This is a genomic window from Ruegeria sp. HKCCD4884 (genome assembly GCF_013110855.1).
Taxonomy (GTDB): Bacteria; Pseudomonadota; Alphaproteobacteria; order Rhodobacterales; family Rhodobacteraceae; genus Ruegeria.
Genome location: NZ_WVRJ01000005.1, coordinates 214,849 through 239,474, shown reverse-complemented (window position 1 = coordinate 239,474; position 24,626 = coordinate 214,849). Strand labels below are relative to the sequence as shown.

Below are 24,626 nucleotides of genomic sequence, written 5' to 3'. Positions count from 1 at the left end.
TCAGCTGTCTTCTGCGCAGAACAGTTTGTAGAGCAGACCAATCACCTGTTCCGTGTTCCCATCCCGCAGGGAATAGTAGATCGCCTTGCCTTCCCGGCGGGTCGAAACAAGCCCTTCTTCGCGCAGGCGGGCCAACATCTGGCTGACAGCGGCCTGTCGCAACTCAAGCAAATTCTCAAGTTCACCCACGGATTTTTCACCGTCACCAAGGTGGCACAAGATCATCAACCGCCCTTCATGGGCCAATGTTTTAAGGTACGCAGCCGCGCGGGCAGCATTGTCTTTCATATCCGGCAGAGTGTCTGTGCTGCGCGCCTGAGGATCGGTTTGTTTGAGTGCCACGTTTTGACCGTCGTTCCGATTATTATCGGAACAATATGCCTCAAACACGCTGGTGTTGTCACCCCTCGGTTGCCGGTGCGCCGCCTTGAAAAGCGTTGCCGTTGGCGTAATCGCAGGGCTCTTCCTGCATTTGCAGATGTAGGTCGCGACCCTCATAGGGATGTGCGCGGGCCAGTGTTTCGTCGACATCAATTCCAAGGCCCGGCGCTGTTGGCGCGGTCACGAACCCGTCCTCAACCCGAAGAGACCCTTTGATCAGTTGATCGTGAAACGGTGTTTCGATGGTTTCCAGCAACAGCAAATTAGGGATCGACGCGGCCAGATGGACATTGGCGGCCCATTCCACCGGACCCGCATAAAGATGCGGTGCCATCTGTGCGTTGAAGACTTCAGCCATTGCTGCAACTTTCTTCATCTCCCAGATCCCGCCCGCGCGTCCCAACGCCGGTTGCAGGATTTCCGCAGCCCCGGCGCGCAACACGGCGCCAAATTCGGCCTTGGTTGTCATGCGTTCGCCGGTGGCGACCGGGATGCGGACATTACGGGCGACGCGGGCCATGTCTTCGATCATGTCTGGCGGCGTGGGTTCTTCGAACCAAAGCGGTTGATAAGGCTCCAACGCTTGCCCCAGCCGAATGGCCCCGGCGGTGTTGAATTGACCATGCGTGCCGAACAGCAGGTCAGCCTTGTCGCCCACCGCTTCGCGGATTGCCTTGCAGAAGGCAACTGACATGGAAATGTCGCTCATGGCGGGCATGTGGCCGCCCCGGATCGTGTAGGGGCCTGCGGGGTCGAATTTGACGGCGGTATAGCCACGCCGCACCATTTCAGCCGCCGTTTCGCCAGCTTGTTCAGGAGAAGTCCAGAAATCAGTCAGATTATGCTGGGGCAGGGGGTAAAGATACGTATAGGCACGGATTCGGCCGTTCATTTTTCCACCCAGCAAAGCATAGACGGGGCGGTCGCGATCCTTGCCCAGAATGTCCCAGCAGGCGATCTCCAACCCCGAAAACGCGCCCATCACGGTCAAGTCCGGTCGCTGGGTGAAGCCGCTGGAATAGGCGCGGCGGAACATCAGTTCGATGTTTTCGGGGTTTTCACCCTGCATGTGCCGCTCGAACACGTCCTGAATGACATGGCGCATCGCCTCTGGTCCGACGGAGGAGGCATAGCATTCGCCCCAGCCGGTGATGCCGGTGTCTGTCGTCACCTTGACCAGTATCCAATAGCGCCCACCCCAGCCCGGCGCAGGCGGGGCGGTGACGATAACGTCGAGATCCTGTAGTTTCATCCCAAATCCTTTCGGAGGGTCAGGTCCTGTCGAACAGGATCACATTGCGCTTGGCCGATCCGGTTTTGGTGTCAGCGATGGCTTCGTTGATCTGATCGAGGGACCAACGACCCGAGATCAGTTCATCAAGCTTCAGCCGCCCTTGTTGATAAAGGTCCACCATCCACGGAATGTCCCGCTGAATCACCACATCGCCCATCTTCGACCCAACAACGCCCTGACCCAGAGCTGCCAGAACAACGGGTTCATAACTGGCCATGTCACCCGAATGCGGCATACCGATCATGATCGCCTTGCCGCCAAGGCCAAGATAGCGCGGTGCCTGATCGTAAGCGGGGATCGCGCCGACCGTGATCAGAACCGCATCCGCACCACGCCCGCCTAACGCCTTGTAAGCGGCTTTCCAGGGCTGGTCCAAACTGGCCAACACGCCGTGGGTTGCCCCGAATTCCTTGGCGATCTCAAGCTTTTCTTCGGTCATGTCCACGGCCACGATTCGACGTGCGCCGGCAATCCGTGCGCCCTGAATGGCGTTCAGACCAACGCCGCCCGCGCCAATGACCACAACGTCTTGGCCGGGGCGTAGACCAGCGGCATTGACCGCAGCACCGACTCCGGTGATCACCCCGCATGAGAGCAGGCTGGCCAGATCCTTGGGCAGGGTTTCGGGGATTTTGACGATTTGGCGGTGGTTCACCACAACTTTTTCAGCAAAGGCGCCGCACGCCATGGCTTGTTCGAGTGGGTCGCCATCGCCGGTCTTCAACGGGCCTTTGACCGTATCGTATGGGGTTTCGCAGATTGTCGGTTTTCCGCCCGCACAGCTGGGGCACGTTCCACAGGCACGGATCAGCGTGACAACCACAGGGTCGCCGACTTTGAAGCCCCCAGCGGCATCACCAACGGCGCTGATCACGCCTGCGGCCTCGTGACCGTATACTGCGGGCAGGAATCCGCCCCACGCGCCATCGGCGTATGATATGTCCGAGTGGCAGATAGCTACGGCTTCCAGCGTAACCTCGACTTCGCCCGTGCTGGGGGCTGCGAGTTGAACCTCTTCGATCAACAAAGGTTCGCCAAATGCCCGGCAGACTGCGGCTTTGATTGTTTGCATGTTATCTCTCTCTCCCGTTGCGTTCACGGTGGCCCGGGAAACGGCGACTCGCAAGGCAGAAACCGCCATTTGCGTGTCGTTGTTACGCCACTACAGGGCTGGATCTGCGGAACAAAAGGAAGCCCGCCAGCATGAGCACAAGTGCCAGCAGGAAGGGAGCGCCAGGCAGGTAGAGCGGCGTGTCGGGCCGAATGAACTGTGCAAAAATCGATGTCATCAGCAAAGGTGAGATCACCATCGACAGCGCGTGTAGTGCGGTCAGAACACCTTGCAATTCGCCTTGCTGCGAATCTGGCGTGGCCTTGGACATCATGGCCTGAAGAGCAGGTGTGATGACCGCCCCGATGGCCGTTATTGGAATGAGAAGCAGCGCGATGAGGCCGTTGGTGAGGAAGGCCAGAAATGCGAAGCTGATGATCTCAAAACCCATTCCATAGATGATCGTACCCCTCTCGCCCAGAAACCGGATAGCAGGTCGGATCAAACCACCCTGCACAATAGCCATGCCTATACCGTAGACACCCAAGGACAGGCCAATCATCTGTGGGGACCATCCGAATCGCTCGGTCGTGAAATAAGACCAGATAGCGGGGTAGACGTAGATGGACACTGAATACAGGAAATACACCCAAAGCAGCGGCCGGATACCGGGCAAAGATGCGATGGCGTTCAGCGAATTGAGAGGGTTTGCGCGTTTCAGGCTAAAGGCGCGGCGGTTCTTGTCGGTCACGGTCTCTGGCATCACGAAATAGCCGATGCAAAAGGTCAGCGCTGCCAACCCGGCAGCGGCCCAAAACGGTGCGCGCGTGCCATATTCACTGAGCAATCCACCAATCACAGGCCCAAGGACGAAGCCCATGCCAAAGGCGGCCCCCAGCAGGCCAAAGTTAGCGGCCTTGTCTTTGGGGTCGGACACATCTGCCATAAAGGCCGCAGCAGTAGCGTGGGTCGCTGCGGTTATACCGCCTACGATACGCCCTATCAGCAACAACCAAATGCTGCCCGCAACAGCCATGACAACATAATCCATCGCCATGACAAACAGGGACACCAATAGGACGGTTCTGCGTCCGTACGCGTCTGACAGGTTTCCAAGTATGGGCCCAAAGATAAACTGCATCGCGGCGAAGGCGGTGCTTAGGACACCGCCCCAGATCGCTGCATTGGCAAGCGAGCCGCCCTGAACCTCGACGATCAGTTCAGGCATGATCGGCATCACCAGACCGATGCCCATGGCGTCGATCATGACGATGCAGAGGATGAAGAAAAACGGCAGACGCATGGAACCCGACAAGAGATCTGTTCAGCGCACCCTAAGCACAGATGATCACTGAGGAAAGCGAGAGTTTTCGCCAAACGAAATGCCGTTGCGACAGATCAGGGCAATTTGTCTGCCAGTTCTGATAGGATTTGCGCAAGCTCGCGCGGGTGCGAGAAGAACGGGGAATGCGAACTGTCGATGGTGCGGCGCATTTCTTCGGGGATAAGGGCGCTCATCGTTGCTTGGTATTCGGTTGGTACCGTGTGATCGTCCGTGGTGCGGATATACGCCTTGGGCACAGTGTCGAATTTCGCACCTGTCGGAAGGGGGGTTTCTTGTGGGTGGATGGCCTGAGGGCACAGGCGCGCGTATGCATAAGGCAGGATATTGTCGGGGCAGTCATGGTAGAATAGCTGGGGAATAGCTTCGGCAGACACGGTGTATGACAGCCCATCCGGGGATTTCTCAACCGCGTGTGCAATAGTTTGCCTGGGGCCAAGCCTGCGCATCTCGGCCATAGAAAGACCGTCTTTGGGCACATAAGCGCACAGATAGATCAGCGCGCGCATGGTATCGGGTTGCGCTTCGGCGGCGGCGCTGATCGGGTAGCCGCCCCAAGAATGCCCAACGATGATTGTATCGGCAGTGCTGGCGTGCAGCACTGCGTCGCAGCAACTGTCCAGCGTGACCTCGGCTACGGGCGTGGGGTCAGCGCCATGGCTGGGCATGTCGATGGCTTTGGCAGAATGCCCCAGAGCTTCAAGCGCGGGGATCAGGTCGCGCCAGCACCATGCGCCGTGGCAAGAGCCGTGGACCAACAGGAAAGACGCCATTGCCGTTCTCCTTCAGATATGTCCGATTTCGGTCAGAAAACCAGTCAGGATTTCTGCATATTCCGCTGGTTTTTCAACGCAGGGCAAATGTCCGGCCCGGCGCATCAGTCGGAACCGGGACCCCGGGATCAGATCGACGGTCTCTCGCACCAGATCGGGGGGTGTTGATCCGTCTTCGCTGCCTGCAATGCCCAAGGTCGGGAGGCGCAGCCCACTCGTTGGGGTATAGAAATCGGTGCCTGCAATGGCCGAGCAGCAGCCCAGATACCCTTCAGTCGGCTGGCCCACCATCATGTCGCGCCAAGGAAGGTGGTGTTGTGCGGCGCGGAAATCACGCGAAAACCAACGCTCCATCGTTGCGTCGGCCAATGCTTCGATCCCGCCCTTGCGCACGGCTTCAATCCGATCCTGCCACACCGAAGGAGTGGCGATTTTGGCGGCAGTATTCGAAAGAACCAATGCCCGGACCTGATCCATGCGCTTGACGGCAAGACCTTGGGCAATCATCCCGCCTATGGACAGGCCCACGAAAACACAGTCGCGGACCTGTAGGTGATCCAACAACGCCTCTGCATCGCGTATCAATGCGCCCATCGAATACGGCGCGGTCGGCACCGAGGATTGCCCGTGACCACGTTTGTCGTATCGGATGATGCGCAGCCCTTTTGGCAAATGCGGCAAGACCGCATCCCACAGGTGCAGGTCGGTTCCCAAGGAATTGGCAAAGACCAATGGCGCACCGTCTGTTGGGCCGTCGATGCGGTAATTCAGTTTCACGTCGCCCAGATCAGCGATCTTCATGACTGGCTTCCTTGTCGCCATGACCTTTTGGGGTGCAACATGCACATCTTGTGCAGCCCTGTCAGGTCAGGAATTCCAACGCCTTTGAAAATACTGCCGGATCAACATTGCCGCCAGACGCAACAACGATCACGTCGTCTCCTTCGATCTGGTCGCCCCGGAACAGGGCCGAGGCCAGGGCAACCGCGCCGCCGGGTTCCAGTACGATCTTGAGACGCAGGAAGGCAAGCGCCATGGCGCGCAAAGCTTCTTCTTCGGTGACAGACAAGCCCGGACCGCAAAGGCGGTTGAGAATCGGAAACGTGATGTTTCCGGGTTGCGGTGTCAGAATGGCGTCGCAGATGTTGCCTGAAGCTGCGTTGTTGTTTTCAATCTGCCCTGAGGCAAGCGAGCGTTTGACGTCATCGAACCCCTCTGGCTCACAAGGGCGCGCGCGCAGGTTCGGCGCATGTTTTTCCAGGGCCAGAGCGATGCCCGAGGTCAGGCCGCCCCCGCCGCAACAGACCAGCACGTCTGCCTGAGTGACGCCCAGATCCGCTGCCTGACCGGCGATTTCAAGGCCGGTGGTGCCTTGGCCTGCAATAACCAGCGGTTCGTCATAAGGTCGGATCAGGGTCAGTCCGCGCTCGGCTGCGATGGCTTCGCCAATTTCTTCTCGCTTTTCATTCGCACGGTCATACAGAACAACTTCGGCCCCAAGCGCGCGGGTGTTTTCGATCTTCAACTGTGGGGCGTCCGACGGCATAACGATAACCGAAGAAATGCCGTGCTTTGATGCCGCCATTGCAACGCCTTGTGCGTGGTTGCCCGAGGAATACGCAATCACACCGCGCTGACGCTCGGCTTCTTCCAGTGCCGAAATCGCGGACCAGGCCCCGCGAAACTTGAAGCTGCCGGTATGTTGCAGACATTCCGGTTTGACCAAAACCCGACGTCCGGCGAGATTGTCGAGAAATGGAGAAGACAGGATCGGTGTCTTTCGGATGTGTCCGTTCAGCCGTTCTGCTGCGGCTTCGATCATTTCGATTGTGCTCATGCGGCGTTCTTCAATACCTTTTGTATGAGATCCAAAGACTGGGGTTCGTTCAGAAACGGAACATGCCCACGATCGGGAACTTCGGTTGAGATCAAGCCCGGATGGCGGTCGTGCATTTCGGCAACTGTGTCGGCACTCAGAACATCGGAATTCGCCCCCCGGATAACACCAGTCGGAATGTCCCGCAGGGCTTCAAAGAACATCCAAAGATCAGGTGTCGCCCCGCTTGCAGCCTGTTCGATCAGTGCCTTTCGCAGTGCCGGATCGTAGCGTAGCGCCAACCCATCTTCGTGTTTTTCGTACTGAATTTCGGCCTGCATCCGCCAGGTTTCCAGGGAAACGCCGGGGAATTGAGGCTCCATTACCTGTTTCAGTGTCAGAGCGGCCTCATCATAGGTTTGCGCAGTCGGTTGCGTGCCCACATAGGCCATGATCTTGGCAATACCGGAAGTTTCAATGACAGGTCCAACATCGTTCAGGATCACCCCGGCCAGCCGCTCGGGATGGCTTGCGGCCAGGGCCATGGCGATCAGACCACCCCGCGAGGTTCCCAGAACGAAAGTCCTCTCGATCCCCAGTACATCCAGCAGTTCGATCGCGTCATGCGATTCACGAAAGATGTTGTAGTTCATGAAATCAGGATCATAGTCCGACCGGCCACGCCCTCTGTAATCCATCGCAATCATGCGCAGGTCAGCGGCATGAGGGGCAAAAAACGAAAAGTCGCGGCTGTTTCGGGTCAGTCCGGCCAGACACAAAAGCGGCGTGCCCGTGCCCGTTTCCTCAAAGTAGATGCGCTTGCCGTCCGTGGTTGTGAAGTTTGACATCAAAGCCCTGCGAGTTTTGGGATTGTGGTTAAATCGGACAGCACATGGGCTGGTGTCCAGGGCAGGCGGTCCATCGGTTCACCGATCCGGTTGACCCACGCAGTGACGAAACCGTACCCGCTGGCACCTGCCGCATCCCAACCGTTTGAGCTGACGAACAACACCTCGTCACGGGCGCAGTCAAACCGTTTCTGGACCAGATCATACACGCGGGCATGGGGTTTGAAGACACCTACACTCTCAACCGACAGAACATCGTCCAGCACATCGCCGATTCCCGCAGACTGCACAGCGCCGTCCAGCATGGGGGGCGAACCGTTGGACAGGATCGCCGTTTGCAACCCGCCTGCCTTGAGGGCTTTCAACATGTCGGGAACTTCGGGGTAGGCTTGCAACTCCCAATAAAGATCAAGCAGACGTTGGCGTAGTTTCTGGTCGCTTTGCAGTCCAGCGGCGTCCAGCGCCCAATCCAGCCCGTCCTGAGTGACATCCCAAAAATCGGCATGGGCATCCGCCACTGCGCGCAGCCAGGTGTATTGCAATTGCTTCAGGCGCCAATGCCCCGCGACTGTTGGCCATTTGTCCTTGAGGGCTTCAAATCCCGGTTCGTCGGCAGCCTGGCGGGCAGCGGCTGCAACGTCAAAAAGTGTTCCGTAAGCATCGAAGACACAGGTGGTGATCGGCATGTGATCCTCCTCTGATCGCGCGCAGGTTGGCACAACAACGAGGAGGGTGAAAGAGCCAAGGGTTTACAACATTGTGTCAGGCTCTAGGGTTGGCCGCTCAATCCTGTAAAACGGCCGGAGGCCACGATGACCGAAATCAAACAAGGCGACACGGTTCGCATCCACTACACCGGGACGCTGCTGGACGGCCAAACCTTTGACAGCTCAGAGGGGCGCGATCCTTTGGAGTTTGTGGTCGGATCTGGCCAGATTATTCCCGGCTTAGACAGTGCTATGCCCGGCCTGTCCGTGGGGGACAAAAAGCGGGTCGAGATTGCCTGTGTGGATGCATACGGTCCGATCAACCCTGCGATGCGTCAGGAAATTCCTCGCGAAGGCATTCCAGATGACATCCCGCTTGAGCCTGGAACGCAATTGCAGATGCAGTCACCGGATGGTCAAGCTGTACCAGTCACCGTGGTCGGTGCGAATGAAGCGACTGTAACTTTGGACGCCAATCACCCGCTGGCTGGTCAGGATTTGATTTTCGATATCGAGGTGGTGTCAATCAACTGACGCATGGTTCGGGCCGGTATTCCGGTCCGGCAATTATCCGATCAGTGTTTCAAGTGCTATGCGCACCTGCGGTTGCGTGAAAAAGACAAACGCGACCAAAAGACATGTCAGCGATAGCAGCAGAACTCTGGCACGTTGGCTGAGAAAACCGGATTTCTTCCGGGTTTGCGTCGCACGTGCGTTATTCGCAATGATTTGATCTAGCTTGCTCATATCGAATTCCTGCCGCCTAAAGATGGTGAAATCTTGGCAGCGGCAGGGAAAGATATGGTCACATGGATTCGGGCTGAGGCATCCCAAGAACGTGGAAACCACCATCGACGCGGATGATTTCACCCGACGTGCATGCGCCCGCATCAGATGTGAGGTAAACCGCAGTTCCGCCCACGGCCTCCAACGTTGCATTAGAACGCATTGGAGCGTTCTGGTCGCAAAACTTATAGGTCTTGCGCGCACCGCCGATGGCTGCACCGGCAAGGGTTCTCATCGGTCCCGGAGAAATAGCGTTCACACGGATCCCGTCAGGGCCAAGGTCGTTGGCCAGATAGCGCGTTGCCGATTCCAGAGCCGCCTTGGCAACCCCCATGACGTTGTAATTCGGTACAACGCGGTTTGATCCTTGATAGGTTAGGGTCAGCAGCGAGCCGCCATTGTCCTTCATCATCGGATAGGCGCGGCGCGCCACTTCGATGAAGGAATAGGCCGAGACGTCCATTGAATGTTTGAAATTTGCCCGTGTGGTATTCAGGAAACGGCCTGTCAGCTCGGACTTGTCCGAATATGCGATGGCATGGACAACAAAATCGATGGTGGGCCAGCGCTGGGCCAGCTCGCCGAATGCACGATCCAGCGAATCGTCATCGGTGACATCTGCGTCGACCATGAAGTCGCTGCCAAGGCTTTGGGCCAAAGGCTCGAGCCGTTTGCCGAATGCCTCGCCCTGATAGGTGAATGCCAGTTCTGCGCCCGCCTCGTGCATGGCTTTGGCAATGCCCCACGCGATTGAGCGGTCATTGGCCACGCCCATGATCAGGCCGCGTTTACCCTTAAGAAGATCCGACATCACTTTCACCCGTTATACTTTGACAGAATCATGGACCCGTTGGTGCCGCCAAAGCCGAAGCTGTTGGTCATGACACTGTCCAGTCCTGCGTTTTCAACCACTTCGGTCGCAATTTCACCGGGCTGGATGCCCTCGGCAAGCGTGTCGACATTGATCGACGGCGTAATGAAATCATGATCCAACATCAGCAGGCAGAAGATCGCTTCGAGCGCGCCCGCCGCCCCTTGCGCGTGGCCAGTCATCGACTTTGTTGACGAAATAGGTGGCACGTTACCTTCGCCAAAGATGCGGCGCACGGCTTCAACCTCACCCACGTCGCCGACAGGGGTCGAGGTGCCGTGGGCATTGATGTAGTCCACTTTGCGGCCTTCGGGCAGAGTGCCAAGCGCCAGACGCATTGCACGCTCACCGCCTTCACCGGACGGGGCCACCATGTCATGGCCGTCCGAAGTTGCCGCGTATCCGGTGACCTCGGCGTAGATCTTTGCGCCACGCGCCAGCGCGTGCTCTAGATCCTCCAGCACGACGATGCCGCCGCCGCCTGAAATCACAAACCCATCGCGGTTTTCATCAAACGCGCGCGAGGCTTTGTCCGGAGTGTCGTTGTATTTCGAAGACATCGCGCCCATCGCGTCAAACAGGCACGAGAGCGTCCAGTCCAGTTCTTCGCCGCCGCCAGCAAACATCACATCCTGCTTGCCCAACATGATCTGTTCCGCCGCATTGCCGATGCAGTGCAGAGACGTCGAGCAGGCCGAAGTGATCGAATAGTTGATGCCCTTGATCTTGAACGCAGTAGCCAGGTTTGCCGAAATCGTCGAGCACATGCATTTCGGCACTGCAAACGGCCCAATCCGCTTGGTTGCACCAGTTTTCAGAACGGTTTGATGTGCCGTCAGCATCGCACTGGTCGACGGGCCGCCCGAACCAGCGACCAGACCGGTGCGTGGGTTCACAACCTGTTCTTCGGTGAGGCCAGCGTCTGCAATCGCCTGGCTCATGGCGATGTGGGCATAAGCGGCGCCCGGGCCCATAAAGCGCAAAGTACGCTTGTCCACATGCTGGGTCACGTCGATCTTGAGCGTTCCGGCAATCTGGCTGCGAAAACCATGTTCGACCATCTGCTCGTTGGCCTCGATCCCGGATTTGCCTGCTTTGAGCGAGGCCAGAACCTCTTCGGCATTGTTCCCGATGGAGGAGACGACCCCCAGACCGGTGACGACGACGCGACGCATAAGCGTACTCCTGTATTTCGTTTTCAGTGACGTGTCCGATAGCTGGGGTTAGCTTTCCGACAGTGCAACCTTCATATCTTTTACCTGATAAATTACTTCGCCGTCGGCTTCGACCCGGCCATCCGCCACACCCATAGTCAGGCGGCGGGTTTGAACAGCTTTGGTGAAGTCGACGTAATATGTCAGCATCTTGCGATCCGGGCGGACCATTCCGGTCAGTTTGACTTCGCCCACGCCCAGCGCATAGCCGCGTCCCTGCCAGCCGCGCCAGCCCAGATTGAAGCCGGTCAACTGCCAAAGGCCGTCCAGACCCAAACAACCGGGCATGATCGGGTTGCCCGGGAAATGGCAGTCAAAGAACCAAAGGTCAGGCGTGATGTCGAACTCGGCCACAACATGACCTTTCCCATGCGCACCGCCATCGCCTGAGATATCGGTGATCCGGTCCATCATCAGCATCGGCGGGGCAGGCAACTGCGCGTTGCCGGGGCCGAATAATTCGCCGCGGGCGCATTTGAGCAGATCATCTTTGTCAAAACTGCTAGGGAACTGGGCCATTCTGCCGCCTTTCCTGCCGGGGGTCTGTCTTTACATCTGGCCTCGTCTATCACCCGTTTGCAAGGTCCTGCAAGAGTGGTGGCCCACATCATGTTGTGTACGCACCTAACTTTGCGAATGAATTTCATTTGAAATTGCCAACTATGCGCCCCTATATATAAACCAGCAACTATGGGTATCGGATCGATGACACCTCAGAGCCATGAAATAGCGACGGGTTGGCTGGTAAACGCCGGCTTGCGACCTACGCGTCAGCGTGTGGCGCTGGCTGAGCTTCTTGTTGGCGACGGCCGCCATCGCCATGTCACCGCAGAAAGCCTGTTTGAGTCTGCCAAGGCAAACGGGGACGCTGTGTCTTTGGCTACGGTTTACAACACCCTTCGCGCCTTTTGTGACGCGGGTGTTCTGCAGGAAATCACAGTGGACGGTTCGAAAAGCTATTTTGACACCAATACCCACGATCACCCCCATTTTTATTGGGAAGACGAAGCCCGCCTGAGTGATGCTCCGTCGGACCAGCTTGTGATTCAGCGCTTGCCTGAAGCGCCCGAGGGCGTTGAGATTGCGTCGGTCGACGTTGTTATCCGGCTGCGCAAGAAATAGGGCGTCAAACCTGTTTCAATCCTTCCTTTAAAACGCGTTCGGCCTGATCGACAGTTGGGTCAGCCGGGCCTGTGCCGTGTCGTGCCATAACCACGGATTCGGCGGCGTCCGGGTCGGTGATCGGAATGCCGACCAATCGCCGGTTGTCATAACTTACAGGGCTGGGCGGGCTGGCGTAACTGATTCCGATTCCCTCGCCATGCGCGGCAAGACTGCGTTGAATTTCCAGCGACGCTGCCCGGTGCGCGACTGTAGGGCGCAGACCCATGCGGCGAAATAGACCCAGGATGTGCTGAGCCGAAAGCCCTTCGGTCGACAGGATCAGAGGGTGCGCTGCGATGTCGGTCAGGGCAACGCCATCCGTTGACGCAAGCGGATGATCTAGCGGCATCAACGCCTTTGGCCTGCTGTCAAACAACTTTGTTCGGGTAAACCCGGCGTCCATGGTCAAATCGTAGGTGATCGCAATGTCGATCTGGCCGTCGATCAAGCCGTTAAGAAGCCCTTCGAAGGATGCAGCGACATAGGAAATCGCGACATTTGGGAAAGCGACGCGCAAATGATGCAGGGCAGGGGCCAATAGGAACGGGGCGAGGTCTGTGAAGCAGCCCAATGTGAATTGCGTCATTCCCGGCGTGGGTGATTCTGAGGTTTCGATTCGCGCAGCGGCGTTCAGCAAAGCCTCGGCCTGTTCAATAAACCTCCGACCCTGCGGGGTCAGGGCCATGGCCGCACCCCGGCGGCGAATGAACAGTGGGTGCCCAAGATGTTCTTCAACCCGTGTCAGTGCGGTGGACAGGGCCGGTTGCGATACATTCAAATACTGCGCTGCTGCGGACAAGCTTCCATGGCGTCCGACCGCGCAGACATATTCGTATTGGCGAAGGGAAATATATAACATGAAGTTATTTATAGCTTCGGAAGATATGATTTGAACAGAATGCATATTCAAAGCAAAACGGGGCAAAGCCAAAGGAGACCCGGATGCCACACCCACTCGTATCTCAAGCGATGATCGACACTTATCAGCAAGATGGTGTTGTTCTTATCAAGGGACTGTTCGCGGATCACGTGGATCAGCTGCGCGAGGGCGTGGCAGCAAATATGGCTGAGCCTGGCCCCTTTGCCTCGGAAAATAAAAAGTCGGGCGAAACCGGGCGGTTTTTCGACGATTATTGCAACTGGACCCGAATTCCTCAGTTCCGCGAAGTTATCGAAAACTCATCGGCTGCCGAGGTTGCCGCCGATCTGATGCAATCGCAAAGTGTTCAGATGTTCCACGATCACGTGCTGGTCAAAGAGCCGGGCACATCGATGGCCACCCCCTGGCATCAGGACGGGCCGTATTACTTCGTCGAGGGACAGCAAACCATCAGCTTCTGGTCTCCGCTGGATCCAGTCCGCCAGGCAACGCTGCGCTGTGTCGCCGGATCGCATCGGTGGGAGAAAGAGGTTCTGCCGACCCGTTGGGTGTCAGAGGAAGGCTTCTTCCCGGATGAAGGTCAGTACATTCAAGTTCCGGACCCGGATGCCGAAGGGATGCGGGTTGTTGAGTTCGAAATGGAGCCGGGTGACGCCGTGGCGTTCAACTATCGCACTTTGCATGGCGCGCGAGGCAACCAGTCGGACAGCCGTCGCCGCGCGTTCTCGCTGCGCCTGGTTGGGGATGATGCACGCTATGTTGAACGCCCGGGCCGCACCTCGCCCCCGTTTCCCGGTCACGACATGACACCGGGTCAGCGCCTGCGCGAGGACTGGTTTCCTATGCTGTTGCAGCGCTGAGGCGACTCAGAACCACTGACCTGATTCGATCAGACCCAGATCCAGCAGCTGGCGGGACTGCCATTTAAACGGCACTGAGTTCCGCCAGCGAAAGCTGGGGATGTCAAAAGTAGACCCTGCATTTGTCTTCAGGGCTTTTGCCGCCCGAAATGAGCATACGGCCGCAGTCATGTTGTGATGCCATGGGCAGGAATAGGTGTTGTATTCCGGTTCATTGAATGTGTGGTCAGGCTGCAAGACCAGCCCTTTTTGCGATTTGAACAGGGCGATGCGGTCAATCCGGCGGCGTTCGTATGGAACGTGTTCTTCAAACCGCCAGCGTAAACCACCCGAAATATCCAACTGCCGGTCTAAAGGCTGGCCGCTTGGGTCGTGGCGGGTATGAGCATAGTAGCCCGTGCTGTCGAAGAGGGCGTGATCGGGCGCGACTCCGTTGGGATTGGTGCTTAGATCATCGGCATAAAGGTCAATGACATAGCTGAGCATGGCATTGCGCCTTTCTTCGCTGTGAAAGGCCAGCATTTCACCAACGCTGCGCGTTTCGCAGAAAGGAAAGAACAGGTATTCGGCGTTGTAACAGTAATACATCCAAACGCCCGGCGCGGCCTGGATAATCCTGTTTATGGTGTCAAACACCATGGATCGGGGCGTGCATTTCAGCGTGACCCGGTGCACGAGATCAGTGAGGTCCGCGTCGAGAGCGAGGTCCTGAGGCATGAAAACAAGCACCGACTTGAACCCCAACTGCAGGTGATGCCGCACGGTGCTGTCCAGCTCGACCTCGTCTTCGGCAAAAATCAATGCGATGGGCCCTTTGGCCAATGCAGTCTGACCCGATTTCAGAAAATGGTCCGGGGATTCGTACTTCATCGCGTGTTTTCGGTTTTGCCTTGCTGGAAAGTCCCGCCAAATTCGGGTAATTGCGCCCGCATTGCAAGCGGCGTTCGAAGCATATAGATGACGCCGGTCCCGCGAATGCAAAGGCCCGATCCATGTCCGAACCGAAGAAGCTGTTTATCAAGACCTATGGCTGTCAGATGAATGTCTATGACAGCGAGCGCATGTCCGAGGCACTGGGCGGGCAGGGCTATGTCGAAACCAAGACACCTGATGATGCGGATATGATCCTGCTGAACACCTGTCATATTCGCGAAAAGGCCGCGGAAAAGGTGTATTCTGAACTGGGCCGGTTCAAGGGTCTGAAGGCCGAGAAACCGGATCTGAAAATCGGCGTCGCGGGATGTGTCGCGCAGGCTGAAGGCGAAGAGATCATGCGCCGTCAGCCTCTGGTCGATTTGGTTGTTGGCCCGCAAAGCTATCATCGCTTACCCGAGATGGAGGCCAAGACCCGCGCTGGTGAAAAGGCGCTGGATACGGATTTTCCGGAAGAGGACAAGTTTGAGAAGCTAAAGAACCGCCCCAAGGCCAAGCGTGGCCCGACGGCGTTTCTGACGGTTCAGGAAGGCTGTGACAAGTTCTGCGCCTTCTGCGTTGTACCCTATACGCGTGGTGCCGAAGTCAGTCGCCCGGCCGATCGAATTATTCGCGAGGCACATGACCTGGTTGAACGCGGGGTGCGCGAGATCACATTGCTGGGGCAAAATGTGAATGCTTATCACGGCGCAGGCCCGACCGGCGACATGACACTGGCGGGTCTGATCTGGGAGTTGAACAAGGTCGACGGTCTGGAGCGGATTCGCTTTACGACGTCGCACCCCAATGACATGGCCGATGACCTGATCGAGGCGCATGGCACTTGCGACAAGCTAATGCCTTATCTTCACCTGCCGGTGCAGTCAGGTTCGGACCGCATTCTCAAACGGATGAACCGCAGCCATACAGCCGAAAGCTATCTGCGCCTGATCGAAAAAATCCGCGCGGCGCGCCCGGATATTGTGATGTCTGGCGATTTCATTGTCGGGTTCCCCGAGGAAACCGAAGAGGATTTCTACGCAACGATGGATTTGGTCGAAGAGGTCAAATACGGCTACGCGTATTCGTTCAAATACTCCACCCGCCCCGGAACGCCCGCAGCCGAGCGGGCACAGGTTGACCCTGCGGCGGCGGATGAACGGTTGCAAAGACTTCAGGCCCTGATTACCCGGCATCAGCGGGAGATTCAGGATAGCATGGTGGGCCGAACCGTGCGTGTTCTGTTCGAAAAGCCGGGACGCCTGACGGGTCAAATGGTCGGAAAGTCTGAGTATCTTCATTCGGTCCACGTCAAAGGCCCCGAGATCGAGACTGGAGATTTGAAAGAGGTTCGGATCACCGAGTCGGGTGCCAATTCGTTGGCCGGAGAGCTGCTGTAGATCGGCAAGTATCCACCGGTCAGCCACCATAGTTGGTGTTTGTTTCCAAAATTTACCCTTGATTTATTGCTTGGAACTATGTTCGGAGAAGAGCCAAGTTTTTCCGGGCGTAAAGTTATGCGTTAAAAAACGGTTTTTGGCCGGTGTTGCGACCGGAGTGATGGAGGCACGAGTGACGACCCTTAAGAACTTCAGGATTTCAAAACTTGGCAGAACACTTCCTGCGGCGTCACTTGCCACTCTTCTGGCTAGTACAACAATTGCAGGTGATCTGAAGGGCACTGTAACCGAGCCTGAAGTGATTAGCCCGACTAGTTTCGGCAGCGATGTCAGCGCTTTTTATCTGGGATTGGCCGGCGGTTATGGCTCGGGGGGCGATGATCGCTTCGGCCTAAGAACACCCGCCGGGTTGTTCGATGTCGGCGAACAGGATCTGTCTGGTTCTTACGGTGAGATTCGTGGCGGCTGGCGCGGTATCCTGCCTGCCAGAGGTGGCCGTGATTACGTTTATGGTTTCGAAATCGGGTACCAGTTCGGATCCTTTGATGACAGCGTTGGCACCCAGATTGGCGGCGTCGATGTTCAGGGTGGCACCGAGGTGTCCGATGTACTGGCGATCCGGTTTAAAAATGGTCTGACCAACCGCAGCGGTCGAATCCTGTATTTCGTCAGTGTCGGCTATTTGTGGGGTGACATTGAAACGACCAACAGCATCACATTTGGCGGTTCGACGCAGAACTTCGCGGTAACAGATCGGCGGAACGGATATTCTGCCAGCATTGGGGCTGAACATAAACTCACCGACAATTGGTCGATTACCGGTGAATATGAATACGTCCAGTTCGACTCGAAAACCGTCCAGTTCAGCTCAGGCTTTTCTACAAAGTCGACGCCAAAATACGGCGGCCTCAGATTCGGGCTGAACTATACGTTCTGATGCCAACTGGAACGGCGTTTTTCGGCTGTTTTGTCATCCCTGCGCTAAATTTTGAATCTGTGGCTTGCGCCCACCGAGTTTTGTTGTCTACGCTCAGGGTGAACAGCCAAGACAGGAGAACGGATTGGCCATCGGTGCCCTGACCCCACCGCAAGATGAAATGCCCCAGCGTGAGGCGTTTGTAGAATTTCCCGACAACCGATTGTTGATTGACCTATGCGGCGAGTACGACCGCAATCTGACCGATATAGAAAGTAAGCTTTCGGTCCAGATTGTACGCCGTGGCAACCAGCTGGTTGTCATGGGCGACGAAGATGCTCAGAAACAGGCCGTAGAAGTGCTGCAATCGCTTTATACCCGCCTGGAAGGGGGGCGCGAGGTCGAAGCCGCAGATGTGGATCGCGAGCTGCGTATGGGTGCTTCGGAACAAGGTACGGGCTCGCGCGACGGCGATCAGCTTGAGATGTTCAAGGGTGGCTCGGTCGAGATCAAGACCCGTAAGAAACTGGTCGAACCACGTACAGACGCTCAGAAAGCCTATGTTCAGTCGTTGTTTCAGAACGAATTGGCCTTTGGCATTGGCCCTGCGGGAACAGGTAAAACCTATCTGGCGGTTGCTGTTGGTGTTTCGATGTTTATCGGTGGCCATGTGGATCGAATCATCCTGAGCCGCCCGGCGGTCGAGGCGGGTGAAAAGCTCGGTTATTTGCCTGGTGACATGAAGGACAAGGTCGATCCTTATATGCAGCCGCTTTATGATGCGCTGAACGATTTTCTGCCGGGTAAGCAACTGGCCAAACTGATCGAAGAAAAACGAATCGAAATCGCCCCGCTGGCATTTATGCGCGGTCGAACTCTGGCTAATGCCTTCGTGGTTCTGGACGAAGCCCAGAACGCGACGACCATGCAGATGAAGATGTTCCTGACCCGTCTGGGTGAAGGCAGCCGTATGGTTATCACCGGCGACAGATCGCAGGTGGACCTGCCGCGCGGAGTGCAATCCGGTCTGGCGGATGCTGAAAGGTTGTTGAAAACGATACCAAATATCAGCTTCAACTATTTCACGTCAAAAGACGTCGTTCGTCACCCGCTTGTCGCCGCCATCATCGAGGCGTATGAGGCCGATGCGGGCCGCGTTAGCAGTTGAGTGCAAGGCCCTTTGCAAGGGCTGTTGTGCGGTAAGATGAACCTGGAACTCACTGTCGAAGACAATCGGTGGCAAGGTCTTGAGGCCTTGTCGCACAAGGCGATTTCTGCTGTTTTGGCGTTTGTCGAACTGGATTCTGAGGTTTGTGAAGTCAGCGTTTTGGGCTGCGATGACGCACGGATTGCTGACCTGAATACAGAGTTTCGCGGCAAGCCAAGCGCCACCAACGTCCTGAGTTGGCCGGCCGAAGATCTGACCCCTGATGAGCCTGGGCAGGTGCCGAATGCGCCCGAACCAGATTTCACCGGGGAAATCCCATTGGGCGACATCGCAATATCCTTTGACACCTGCTTACGTGAGGCAACTGACGTGGGCAAAGCCATGGACGATCACGTGATCCATTTGCTTGTTCACGGAACGTTGCATTTGCTCGGGTATGATCACATTCGTGATCCCGATGCCACCCTGATGGAAAGGATTGAGGTCGAGATACTTGGCAAATTAGGTATCGATGACCCATATAAGGTATGAAGGGGTCAGATGACCCGATCAGTTGGAACAGGATAATGGGCGAGACAGACGGCAGTTCTAGGGCGGCGCACAGCGCGCAACCACAGGACGGCAGCAATACGATCGAAGAGAAAAGCGGATTTTTTTCTCGAATTTTTGATGCGTTTTCGGGCGATGAGGCTCAACCGCAACCGGTGGCGAACGGACAGGATGGAACGGCGTCTCAGTCCCGTGGGATGATTAACCTGCGGCGGATGCGTGTTGAAGACGTCGCTATTCCGACTGCCGAAATCGTATCGGTGCCTTCTACGATCACCAAAGACGAGCTTGCGGATGTATTCCGTGAGAGTGGCTTGTCCAGAATCCCGGTTTATGAAGGCACCCTGGATACGCCTCTGGGTTTTGTCCATCTCAAAGACTTTGCGTTGACCCATGGGTTCAACGGCGGGGGCAGTAGCTTCGATCTTGTCTCGATGCTGCGCACGCTGTTGTTTGTACCGCCGTCAATGCCGATCGGAATCTTGTTGACTAAGATGCAGACAGAGCGGCGGCACATGGCGTTGGTGATTGATGAATATGGCGGTGTTGATGGCTTGCTTACCATCGAAGACCTGATCGAACAAGTCGTTGGTGAAATCGCTGATGAGCACGATGCCGACGAAGATCAGTTGTGGGTGCAGGAGAAACCCGGCTGTTATGTCGTGCAAGCCCGTGTCCCGCTTGAGGATTTCGAGGCCGAGATTGGCCGCTCGTTGACCAGCCATGAAGACGTGGACGAAGAAGAAATTGATACTTTGGGCGGCTTGGTGTTCATGCTGTCGGGTCGTGTGCCTGCACGAGGAGAAGTTGTGATCCACCCCGAAGGTCCTGAATTTGAAGTCCTCGACGCCGATCCGCGTCGCATAAAAAGGCTTCGTGTCATGCTGCCGGAAATCGCTGCATGACCCCCCTGCGGGGCTTGCCTTTCCCGCTGAGACTACTGGCCGCCGCCATATTGGGCGGAGTGGCAGGGTTTGGTTTTGCGCCTTATGGCTATTGGGCGCTGACGATCCTGTCTCTGGTCCTGATCGTGCCGCTGTTCCTGTCCAGCGAAACCCGCGCGCGGGCTGGTTGGATTGGATGGGTTTTTGCCACCGGTTATTTTGTGCACGCTCTCAGTTGGCTTGTCGAACCGTTTCAGGTGGACGCTGAACGCCACGCCTGGATGGCACCGTTTGCGCTGGTGTTTATGGCAGGTGGCCTCGCGCTGTTTTCGGCCGTTTCTTTTTGGATGTCTCGCCGCCCGGGCGCGTCTTCTTTTCGCCAATGCCTGCTCTTGATCGTTACCCTGTCCTTGGCTGAGCTGGCCCGAGGCTATGTGCTAACCGGTTTCCCTTGGGCGGGGGTTTCGCAGATTTGGATCGATACCCCGGTGGCGCAAATGTTGTCTTTGTTCGGGCCATTTGGGTTAAACGCCCTAACGTTCGCAGCGACATTCCCAATCGGTTCGGCATCGATGCACCCCAGACCTTTTCGAGGGCTGGTGCAATCAACGGTATTTACATCCGGATTGGCCATTGTCGCGTTGAGCTATGCCGCGATGCGGCCAACAGTTCACGATGGTCCTCATGTCGTGCGGGTTGTACAACCAAATGCACCTCAGAATCAAAAATGGGATCCGGCCTACGCCCCTTTGTTCTTTTCGCGCCAGATTGACTACACAGCTGCCCAGCCGCGACCTGATCTGATCGTATGGCCCGAAACTGCAGTGCCCGCCTGGCTCGGCAGTGCGCAACCGATTTTGGCCACAATAGCGGATGCAGCGCAGGGCACTCCGGTGATCCTGGGTATTCAGCGCGGAGATGGCCCGAGGATTTTCAATTCGATGGTCTACCTTGACGAAAGCGGGAACCAGGCTGGTCTGTACGACAAGCACCATCTTGCGCCTTTCGGAGAGTACGTTCCCTTCGGCGATTTGATGGGGCGATTTGGCATTCACGGATTAGCGTCCACAACGGGCCACGGGTTCAGCGCGGGACCGGGCCCGCAGTTGATGGATCTGGGGCGCTTGGGGCAAGCCTTGCCGTTGATCTGCTACGAGGCCGTGTTCTCGCAGGATGTGAATGGTGCACCGGGGCGGGCGGATTTCCTGTTGCAGATCACCAATGACGCTTGGTTCGGAACCCGATCAGGCCCGTATCAGCACATGGTTCAAGCTCGGATGAGGGCGATTGAGCAGGGCCTGCCGATGATCCGTGCAGCAAATACCGGCATATCGGCTATGATCGACCCTCTGGGCCGTGTCACGGCCTCTTTGCCTTTGGGCGAAGCTGGATATGTCGATGCCATTCTGCCACTGCCGCTACAGCCGACGATCTATTCGCGAACAGGCGACAGTGTCATTTTTTTGACCCTTTTGTTTCTCGGCGCCATTATCCGCTTTAGTGCCCGCTGGCGCGCGAACTATTAGCGATTGACCCCATCTTCGGGTGGGCGTATGCGTCTCTGACCTGTTACAACGGCTTCCTGGCGTGGCAGAGAAACCCTAATGGAGCACATTTATGTCCCGACAGAACTATACATTTACTTCGGAGTCCGTTTCCGAAGGGCACCCAGACAAGGTCTGTGACCGCATTTCGGATGCCGTCCTTGACGCATTTCTGAATGAAGAACCCGAAGCACGCGTGGCTTGCGAAACCTTTGCCACAACCAACCGCGTCGTTATTGGCGGTGAAGTTGGTCTGTCGGATCAAGACAAGCTGCATGACTACATGGGGCGTATCGAAAGGATTGCTCGCGATTGTATCAAAGATATCGGCTACGAGCAGGACAAGTTTCACCACGAAACGGTCGAGGTGACCAACCTGTTGCACGAACAATCCGCTCACATCGCGCAGGGGGTTGATGCGGCTGACAACAAAGATGAAGGGGCAGGCGACCAGGGCATCATGTTCGGCTACGCCACGACAGAAACCCCCGCGCTTATGCCCGCACCGATCCAGTACTCGCACGCTATCCTGCGTCGTCTAGCCGAAGTGCGCAAAAGCGGTGCCGAACCTGCGCTGGGTCCTGATGCCAAGTCGCAATTGTCCGTCACCTATCGTGATGGCAAACCGGTTGGCGTCAGCTCGGTCGTTTTGTCCACGCAGCACTTGGATGAAGCGCTGACATCAGATGACATCCGCGAAATCGTCGAACCCTACATTCGCGAAACTCTGCCCGAAGGCTGGTTGACTGCTGACACCGAATGGCACGTAAACCCAACGGGCAAATTTGTGATTGGCGGTCCGGATGGCGACGCAGGTCTGACCGGTCGCAAGATCATCGTGGACACCTATGGTGGCGCGGCCCCGCATGGCGGCGGCGCGTTCTCGGGCAAAGACCCGACCAAGGTGGACCGTTCGGCTGCGTATGCCGCGCGTTACCTTGCCAAGAACGTTGTCGCTGCTGGCATGGCAGAGCGTTGCACGATCCAGCTGAGCTATGCGATTGGTGTCTCCAAACCGCTGTCCATCTATGCCGATACGCATGGAACGGGTCACGTTTCAGACGCCGAAATCGAAAAAGCCGTTGGGCAGGTCATGGATCTGACCCCGCGTGGCATTCGTGAGCACCTGCAGATGAACAAGCCGATCTATCAGCGCACCGCTGCTTATGGCCATTTCGGGCGCGAACCCGATGCAGACGGTGGCTTTAGCTGGGAACGTACCGATCTGGTTGACGCACTGAAAGCGGCAGTCTGATCCAAACAGAAAGAAAGCGCGCCTGTAGGGCGCGCTTTTTCTTTGCAGGGGCGGCGCGCACTTGCAACACTAAGGCCGGCGCAGTATGGCCACCGCCATGAGCACCGAGACCCCACAACGCCCGCGCAGAAATTTTTATGGCCGCTTCAAAGGTAAGACCCTGAAGCCCAGCCAAAAGACCTATCTGAACGAAGATCTTGCCGCGCTGTCGCCGGGTTCAGTGGATTGGGAGACGAACCCCGAACGCAAGCCCTTAGACCTGGATGGTCTGTTTGGCGGCAAGCCGGTTTGGCTTGAGGTGGGCTTTGGCGGCGGTGAACATCTGGTGCATCAGGCGCAAAGCAACCCGGATATCGGCATCATCGGGGCAGAGCCTTACATCAACGGCGTTGCGATGCTGCTTGGTAAAATCCGGCAAGCGGGGGCCGAAAATCTTGCCGTGCATCCCGGCGATGCGCGTGATTTGTTCGATGTCCTGCCCGAAGCCAGTATCTCGCGCGCGTTTCTGCTCTATCCGGACCCATGGCCCAAGACCCGTCATCATCGCCGCCGTTTTGTGACGCCGGAGCATCTGGAGCCGTTGGCGAAAGTTCTGAAACCCGGGTCGATCTTTCGCGTCGCCACCGACATTCCCGACTATGTGCGCCAGACGCTGGAAGAAGTTCCTCGCGCCGGTTTTGAATGGCTGGCGGAACGCCCTGCCGACTGGCGTGAGCCTTGGGACGACTGGATTTCAACCCGCTATGAGCAAAAGGCCCTGCGCGAAGGGCGGGTGCCGCATTATTTGACCTTCCGCAGGACGGAATCCTGATCACCGCCAGATTTCTGCAATCCTGAACGCTATGCTAGAATGTGCGTGACGCCCTTATTTTAGCACAGCCTTTTGTCCGGGATTGCCATGTCTAATATTCGGATCACGAACTGCCACACGCACCTGTTTCACGCGCGCCATGTGCCAGAGGATTACCCCTATCCGGCACTCAAGCCATTCAAAAAGATGCCTTGGCTGATCAAGGCTCTGGCCTTTGGTGCGCGCCTGATTGGTCAGCATTCCGCCGCCGAAAAACTGGACAGGCTTTACCGCTTTCAGCAGGAAACGGACGCGGGCAGCCAGCGCGATATTCTGGACAACATGCGGCGACACTATCCCAGTGATACCCGTTTTGTTGTGTTGCCAATGGAGATGTCAGCCTTTGGGTTCGGCGCGCCGGAGGTTCCGCTGAGCGCGCAACATGACGAACTGGCAAAGTTGTCTGGCGACCCGGATGTCGGCAGGTCCGTAATACCCTTTGCAACGATTGACCCGCGTGCCGATCCTCAGGCGACGGAACTCTGGCGGGCCATAGATGGTCTGAAGTTTCGGGGCCTGAAGCTCTATCCGCGTCTGGGGTTCGCGCCGGACGATCCAGTTCTTATGCAGCATGTTTACCCGCGGTTAGAAGAGTTGAACCTGCCGGTCATGTCCCATTGCTCACGCGGCGGCGTTCAGGGGCGCTATCTTTCGGACTATTGGGCCGACCGCTATACCGAGCCCGAGGCGTTTATTCCCGTAATGCGTGCTCATCCCAAGCTACGGATTTGCCTGGCGCATTTTGGCGGGCAGCGCGACTGGGATGCCTATGTCAATCCGGATCGCAAGAACCCGCTGGATGACGCCTTCAACCGGAACTGGCAGGTGGCAATCCGGCGCATGATCGGCAGTGGAAACTACCCCGGCCTCTGGGCGGATATCTCTTACACATTGTTCCAGTTCGAGGATTACGCCCCGTTCCTGCGCATTTTCCTGACCGGCGAAGATGAAGAAAGTGAGCGTCTCAGGTCGCGTGTCCTGTTTGGATCAGATTACTACATGACCCGGCAAGAAGCGCTGTCAGAAAAGGCGGTCTGTTTTCGGTTGCGCAACATCTTGGGCGAGGAGATTTTCCGGCAGATCGCTGAAGAAAACCCGGCGAAATGGCTGGGGGAAGCCTGAGAGACCGCTTTGCGCTCATTGTCGCTGGACCAACCCGCT

General features: G+C 57.0%; 27 protein-coding genes and 1 riboswitch. Of the genes, 12 read left to right on the top strand and 15 right to left on the bottom strand.

Translation table 11 applies throughout. From position 1 onward, the window contains the following. From GS636_RS10085 to GS636_RS10045, 9 genes are all read right to left on the bottom strand, one after another. Window positions 1–288, bottom strand: coding sequence for a helix-turn-helix transcriptional regulator (locus GS636_RS10085; protein WP_171187149.1), 288 nt, complete (start codon window positions 286–288; stop codon window positions 1–3). Window positions 289–400: 112 nt separating this feature from the next. Beyond that, a complete protein-coding gene (locus tag GS636_RS10080; protein WP_171669353.1) occupies window positions 401–1,633 on the bottom strand; it encodes a mandelate racemase/muconate lactonizing enzyme family protein in 1,233 nt (410 codons plus the stop codon). A 19-nt stretch (window positions 1,634–1,652) separates the two neighbouring features. Then, window positions 1,653–2,747, bottom strand: coding sequence for a Zn-dependent alcohol dehydrogenase (locus GS636_RS10075; protein ID WP_171669352.1), 1,095 nt, complete (start codon window positions 2,745–2,747; stop codon window positions 1,653–1,655). Between the two features lie 82 nt (window positions 2,748–2,829). Then, complete coding sequence (locus tag GS636_RS10070) at window positions 2,830–4,029, bottom strand: TCR/Tet family MFS transporter (RefSeq protein ID WP_171669351.1); 1,200 nt, start codon at window positions 4,027–4,029, stop codon at window positions 2,830–2,832. A gap of 95 nt (window positions 4,030–4,124) precedes the next feature. Next, window positions 4,125–4,841: an alpha/beta fold hydrolase gene (locus tag GS636_RS10065; RefSeq protein ID WP_171669350.1), complete on the bottom strand. Its 717-nt coding sequence runs from the start codon at window positions 4,839–4,841 to the stop codon at window positions 4,125–4,127. 12 nt (window positions 4,842–4,853) lie between these two features. Further along, window positions 4,854–5,642, bottom strand: a complete 789-nt coding sequence (gene pcaD / locus GS636_RS10060; RefSeq protein WP_171669349.1) for a 3-oxoadipate enol-lactonase — start codon at window positions 5,640–5,642, stop codon at window positions 4,854–4,856. A 61-nt stretch (window positions 5,643–5,703) separates the two neighbouring features. Then, window positions 5,704–6,678 (bottom strand): threonine/serine dehydratase, encoded by a 975-nt coding sequence (locus tag GS636_RS10055; protein WP_171669348.1) that lies wholly within the window; start codon window positions 6,676–6,678, stop codon window positions 5,704–5,706. Beyond that, window positions 6,675–7,505, bottom strand: a complete 831-nt coding sequence (locus tag GS636_RS10050) for an alpha/beta fold hydrolase (protein ID WP_171669347.1) — start codon at window positions 7,503–7,505, stop codon at window positions 6,675–6,677. The genes GS636_RS10055 and GS636_RS10050 overlap by 4 nt, the downstream gene beginning before the upstream one ends. Continuing rightward, the gene (locus tag GS636_RS10045; protein WP_171669346.1) at window positions 7,505–8,191 is read right to left on the bottom strand and encodes a haloacid dehalogenase type II; all 687 of its coding nucleotides are present in this window, start codon (window positions 8,189–8,191) and stop codon (window positions 7,505–7,507) included. Before GS636_RS10045 ends, GS636_RS10050 begins: the two co-directional genes overlap by 1 nt. Before the next feature lie 126 nt (window positions 8,192–8,317). Here GS636_RS10045 and GS636_RS10040 point away from each other — a divergent pair, with 126 nt between their 5' ends. Continuing rightward, the gene (locus GS636_RS10040) at window positions 8,318–8,746 is read left to right on the top strand and encodes a peptidylprolyl isomerase (RefSeq protein ID WP_171669345.1); all 429 of its coding nucleotides are present in this window, start codon (window positions 8,318–8,320) and stop codon (window positions 8,744–8,746) included. 33 nt (window positions 8,747–8,779) lie between these two features. On the opposite strand, the gene GS636_RS10035 is transcribed toward GS636_RS10040, so the two are convergent. The 4 genes from GS636_RS10035 to fabA are packed head-to-tail and all read right to left on the bottom strand — an operon-like array spanning window position 8,780 to window position 11,602. Beyond that, on the bottom strand, window positions 8,780–8,959 hold the full coding sequence (locus GS636_RS10035) for a hypothetical protein (RefSeq protein ID WP_171669344.1): 180 nt from the start codon (window positions 8,957–8,959) through the stop codon (window positions 8,780–8,782). A gap of 58 nt (window positions 8,960–9,017) precedes the next feature. Next, window positions 9,018–9,809 (bottom strand): enoyl-ACP reductase, encoded by a 792-nt coding sequence (locus tag GS636_RS10030; RefSeq protein WP_171094364.1) that lies wholly within the window; start codon window positions 9,807–9,809, stop codon window positions 9,018–9,020. A gap of 5 nt (window positions 9,810–9,814) precedes the next feature. Next, window positions 9,815–11,044 carry a beta-ketoacyl-ACP synthase I gene (gene fabB / locus GS636_RS10025; RefSeq protein WP_171094362.1) on the bottom strand — a complete coding sequence of 410 codons (1,230 nt, stop codon included), beginning with the start codon at window positions 11,042–11,044 and terminating at the stop codon, window positions 9,815–9,817. Between the two features lie 48 nt (window positions 11,045–11,092). After that, entirely contained in the window at window positions 11,093–11,602 is a 510-nt protein-coding gene (fabA, locus tag GS636_RS10020) for a bifunctional 3-hydroxydecanoyl-ACP dehydratase/trans-2-decenoyl-ACP isomerase (RefSeq protein WP_093964585.1), read from the bottom strand. A 186-nt stretch (window positions 11,603–11,788) separates the two neighbouring features. On the opposite strand from fabA, the gene irrA reads away from it, so the two are divergent. Next, complete coding sequence (irrA, locus tag GS636_RS10015; RefSeq protein ID WP_171187038.1) at window positions 11,789–12,205, top strand: iron response transcriptional regulator IrrA; 417 nt, start codon at window positions 11,789–11,791, stop codon at window positions 12,203–12,205. Window positions 12,206–12,209: 4 nt separating this feature from the next. On the opposite strand, the gene GS636_RS10010 is transcribed toward irrA, so the two are convergent. Next, the gene (locus GS636_RS10010; RefSeq protein ID WP_171669343.1) at window positions 12,210–13,106 is read right to left on the bottom strand and encodes a LysR family transcriptional regulator; all 897 of its coding nucleotides are present in this window, start codon (window positions 13,104–13,106) and stop codon (window positions 12,210–12,212) included. Window positions 13,107–13,189: 83 nt separating this feature from the next. Here GS636_RS10010 and GS636_RS10005 point away from each other — a divergent pair, with 83 nt between their 5' ends. Then, window positions 13,190–13,987 (top strand): phytanoyl-CoA dioxygenase family protein, encoded by a 798-nt coding sequence (locus GS636_RS10005; RefSeq protein ID WP_171669342.1) that lies wholly within the window; start codon window positions 13,190–13,192, stop codon window positions 13,985–13,987. Between the two features lie 6 nt (window positions 13,988–13,993). On the opposite strand, the gene GS636_RS10000 is transcribed toward GS636_RS10005, so the two are convergent. Next, complete coding sequence (locus tag GS636_RS10000; protein ID WP_171669341.1) at window positions 13,994–14,857, bottom strand: glycosyltransferase family 2 protein; 864 nt, start codon at window positions 14,855–14,857, stop codon at window positions 13,994–13,996. Window positions 14,858–14,979: 122 nt separating this feature from the next. On the opposite strand from GS636_RS10000, the gene miaB reads away from it, so the two are divergent. The 9 genes from miaB to GS636_RS09955 all read left to right on the top strand — a co-directional run bounded on the left by miaB (window position 14,980) and on the right by GS636_RS09955 (window position 24,587). Then, entirely contained in the window at window positions 14,980–16,299 is a 1,320-nt protein-coding gene (miaB, locus tag GS636_RS09995) for a tRNA (N6-isopentenyl adenosine(37)-C2)-methylthiotransferase MiaB (RefSeq protein WP_171669340.1), read from the top strand. A gap of 172 nt (window positions 16,300–16,471) precedes the next feature. Beyond that, the gene (locus GS636_RS09990; protein ID WP_371808716.1) at window positions 16,472–17,236 is read left to right on the top strand and encodes an outer membrane protein; all 765 of its coding nucleotides are present in this window, start codon (window positions 16,472–16,474) and stop codon (window positions 17,234–17,236) included. A 124-nt stretch (window positions 17,237–17,360) separates the two neighbouring features. Then, a complete protein-coding gene (locus GS636_RS09985; RefSeq protein ID WP_171669339.1) occupies window positions 17,361–18,383 on the top strand; it encodes a PhoH family protein in 1,023 nt (340 codons plus the stop codon). A 36-nt stretch (window positions 18,384–18,419) separates the two neighbouring features. Further along, complete coding sequence (gene ybeY / locus GS636_RS09980) at window positions 18,420–18,914, top strand: rRNA maturation RNase YbeY (RefSeq protein WP_171669338.1); 495 nt, start codon at window positions 18,420–18,422, stop codon at window positions 18,912–18,914. Between the two features lie 35 nt (window positions 18,915–18,949). After that, entirely contained in the window at window positions 18,950–19,837 is an 888-nt protein-coding gene (locus tag GS636_RS09975) for a hemolysin family protein (protein ID WP_171669337.1), read from the top strand. After that, window positions 19,834–21,342, top strand: coding sequence for an apolipoprotein N-acyltransferase (lnt, locus tag GS636_RS09970; RefSeq protein ID WP_171669336.1), 1,509 nt, complete (start codon window positions 19,834–19,836; stop codon window positions 21,340–21,342). Before GS636_RS09975 ends, lnt begins: the two co-directional genes overlap by 4 nt. A gap of 37 nt (window positions 21,343–21,379) precedes the next feature. Beyond that, window positions 21,380–21,428, top strand: a riboswitch (SAM-SAH riboswitch). Between the two features lie 5 nt (window positions 21,429–21,433). Next, complete coding sequence (gene metK / locus GS636_RS09965) at window positions 21,434–22,615, top strand: methionine adenosyltransferase (RefSeq protein ID WP_171669335.1); 1,182 nt, start codon at window positions 21,434–21,436, stop codon at window positions 22,613–22,615. Window positions 22,616–22,712: 97 nt separating this feature from the next. After that, on the top strand, window positions 22,713–23,426 hold the full coding sequence (locus GS636_RS09960) for a tRNA (guanosine(46)-N(7))-methyltransferase TrmB (RefSeq protein ID WP_171669334.1): 714 nt from the start codon (window positions 22,713–22,715) through the stop codon (window positions 23,424–23,426). 87 nt (window positions 23,427–23,513) lie between these two features. Next, the gene (locus GS636_RS09955; protein ID WP_171669333.1) at window positions 23,514–24,587 is read left to right on the top strand and encodes an amidohydrolase family protein; all 1,074 of its coding nucleotides are present in this window, start codon (window positions 23,514–23,516) and stop codon (window positions 24,585–24,587) included. Window positions 24,588–24,626: the final 39 nt, after the last annotated feature.

Excerpts from the sequence above, each read along its gene's own strand:
- GS636_RS10085 (WP_171187149.1), bottom strand. The coding sequence starts at position 288 with ATGAAAGACAATGCTGCCCGCGCGGCTGCGTACCTTAAAACATTGGCC.
- GS636_RS10080 (WP_171669353.1), bottom strand. The coding sequence starts at position 1,633 with ATGAAACTACAGGATCTCGACGTTATCGTCACCGCCCCGCCTGCGCCG.
- GS636_RS10075 (WP_171669352.1), bottom strand. The coding sequence starts at position 2,747 with ATGCAAACAATCAAAGCCGCAGTCTGCCGGGCATTTGGCGAACCTTTG.
- GS636_RS10070 (WP_171669351.1), bottom strand. The coding sequence starts at position 4,029 with ATGCGTCTGCCGTTTTTCTTCATCCTCTGCATCGTCATGATCGACGCC.
- GS636_RS10065 (WP_171669350.1), bottom strand. The coding sequence starts at position 4,841 with ATGGCGTCTTTCCTGTTGGTCCACGGCTCTTGCCACGGCGCATGGTGC.
- pcaD (WP_171669349.1), bottom strand. The coding sequence starts at position 5,642 with ATGAAGATCGCTGATCTGGGCGACGTGAAACTGAATTACCGCATCGAC.
- GS636_RS10055 (WP_171669348.1), bottom strand. The coding sequence starts at position 6,678 with ATGAGCACAATCGAAATGATCGAAGCCGCAGCAGAACGGCTGAACGGA.
- GS636_RS10050 (WP_171669347.1), bottom strand. The coding sequence starts at position 7,505 with ATGTCAAACTTCACAACCACGGACGGCAAGCGCATCTACTTTGAGGAA.
- GS636_RS10045 (WP_171669346.1), bottom strand. The coding sequence starts at position 8,191 with ATGCCGATCACCACCTGTGTCTTCGATGCTTACGGAACACTTTTTGAC.
- GS636_RS10040 (WP_171669345.1), top strand. The coding sequence starts at position 8,318 with ATGACCGAAATCAAACAAGGCGACACGGTTCGCATCCACTACACCGGG.
- GS636_RS10035 (WP_171669344.1), bottom strand. The coding sequence starts at position 8,959 with ATGAGCAAGCTAGATCAAATCATTGCGAATAACGCACGTGCGACGCAA.
- GS636_RS10030 (WP_171094364.1), bottom strand. The coding sequence starts at position 9,809 with ATGTCGGATCTTCTTAAGGGTAAACGCGGCCTGATCATGGGCGTGGCC.
- fabB (WP_171094362.1), bottom strand. The coding sequence starts at position 11,044 with ATGCGTCGCGTCGTCGTCACCGGTCTGGGGGTCGTCTCCTCCATCGGG.
- fabA (WP_093964585.1), bottom strand. The coding sequence starts at position 11,602 with ATGGCCCAGTTCCCTAGCAGTTTTGACAAAGATGATCTGCTCAAATGC.
- irrA (WP_171187038.1), top strand. The coding sequence starts at position 11,789 with ATGACACCTCAGAGCCATGAAATAGCGACGGGTTGGCTGGTAAACGCC.
- GS636_RS10010 (WP_171669343.1), bottom strand. The coding sequence starts at position 13,106 with ATGTTATATATTTCCCTTCGCCAATACGAATATGTCTGCGCGGTCGGA.
- GS636_RS10005 (WP_171669342.1), top strand. The coding sequence starts at position 13,190 with ATGCCACACCCACTCGTATCTCAAGCGATGATCGACACTTATCAGCAA.
- GS636_RS10000 (WP_171669341.1), bottom strand. The coding sequence starts at position 14,857 with ATGAAGTACGAATCCCCGGACCATTTTCTGAAATCGGGTCAGACTGCA.
- miaB (WP_171669340.1), top strand. The coding sequence starts at position 14,980 with ATGTCCGAACCGAAGAAGCTGTTTATCAAGACCTATGGCTGTCAGATG.
- ybeY (WP_171669338.1), top strand. The coding sequence starts at position 18,420 with ATGAACCTGGAACTCACTGTCGAAGACAATCGGTGGCAAGGTCTTGAG.
- GS636_RS09975 (WP_171669337.1), top strand. The coding sequence starts at position 18,950 with ATGGGCGAGACAGACGGCAGTTCTAGGGCGGCGCACAGCGCGCAACCA.
- lnt (WP_171669336.1), top strand. The coding sequence starts at position 19,834 with ATGACCCCCCTGCGGGGCTTGCCTTTCCCGCTGAGACTACTGGCCGCC.
- metK (WP_171669335.1), top strand. The coding sequence starts at position 21,434 with ATGTCCCGACAGAACTATACATTTACTTCGGAGTCCGTTTCCGAAGGG.
- GS636_RS09960 (WP_171669334.1), top strand. The coding sequence starts at position 22,713 with ATGAGCACCGAGACCCCACAACGCCCGCGCAGAAATTTTTATGGCCGC.
- GS636_RS09955 (WP_171669333.1), top strand. The coding sequence starts at position 23,514 with ATGTCTAATATTCGGATCACGAACTGCCACACGCACCTGTTTCACGCG.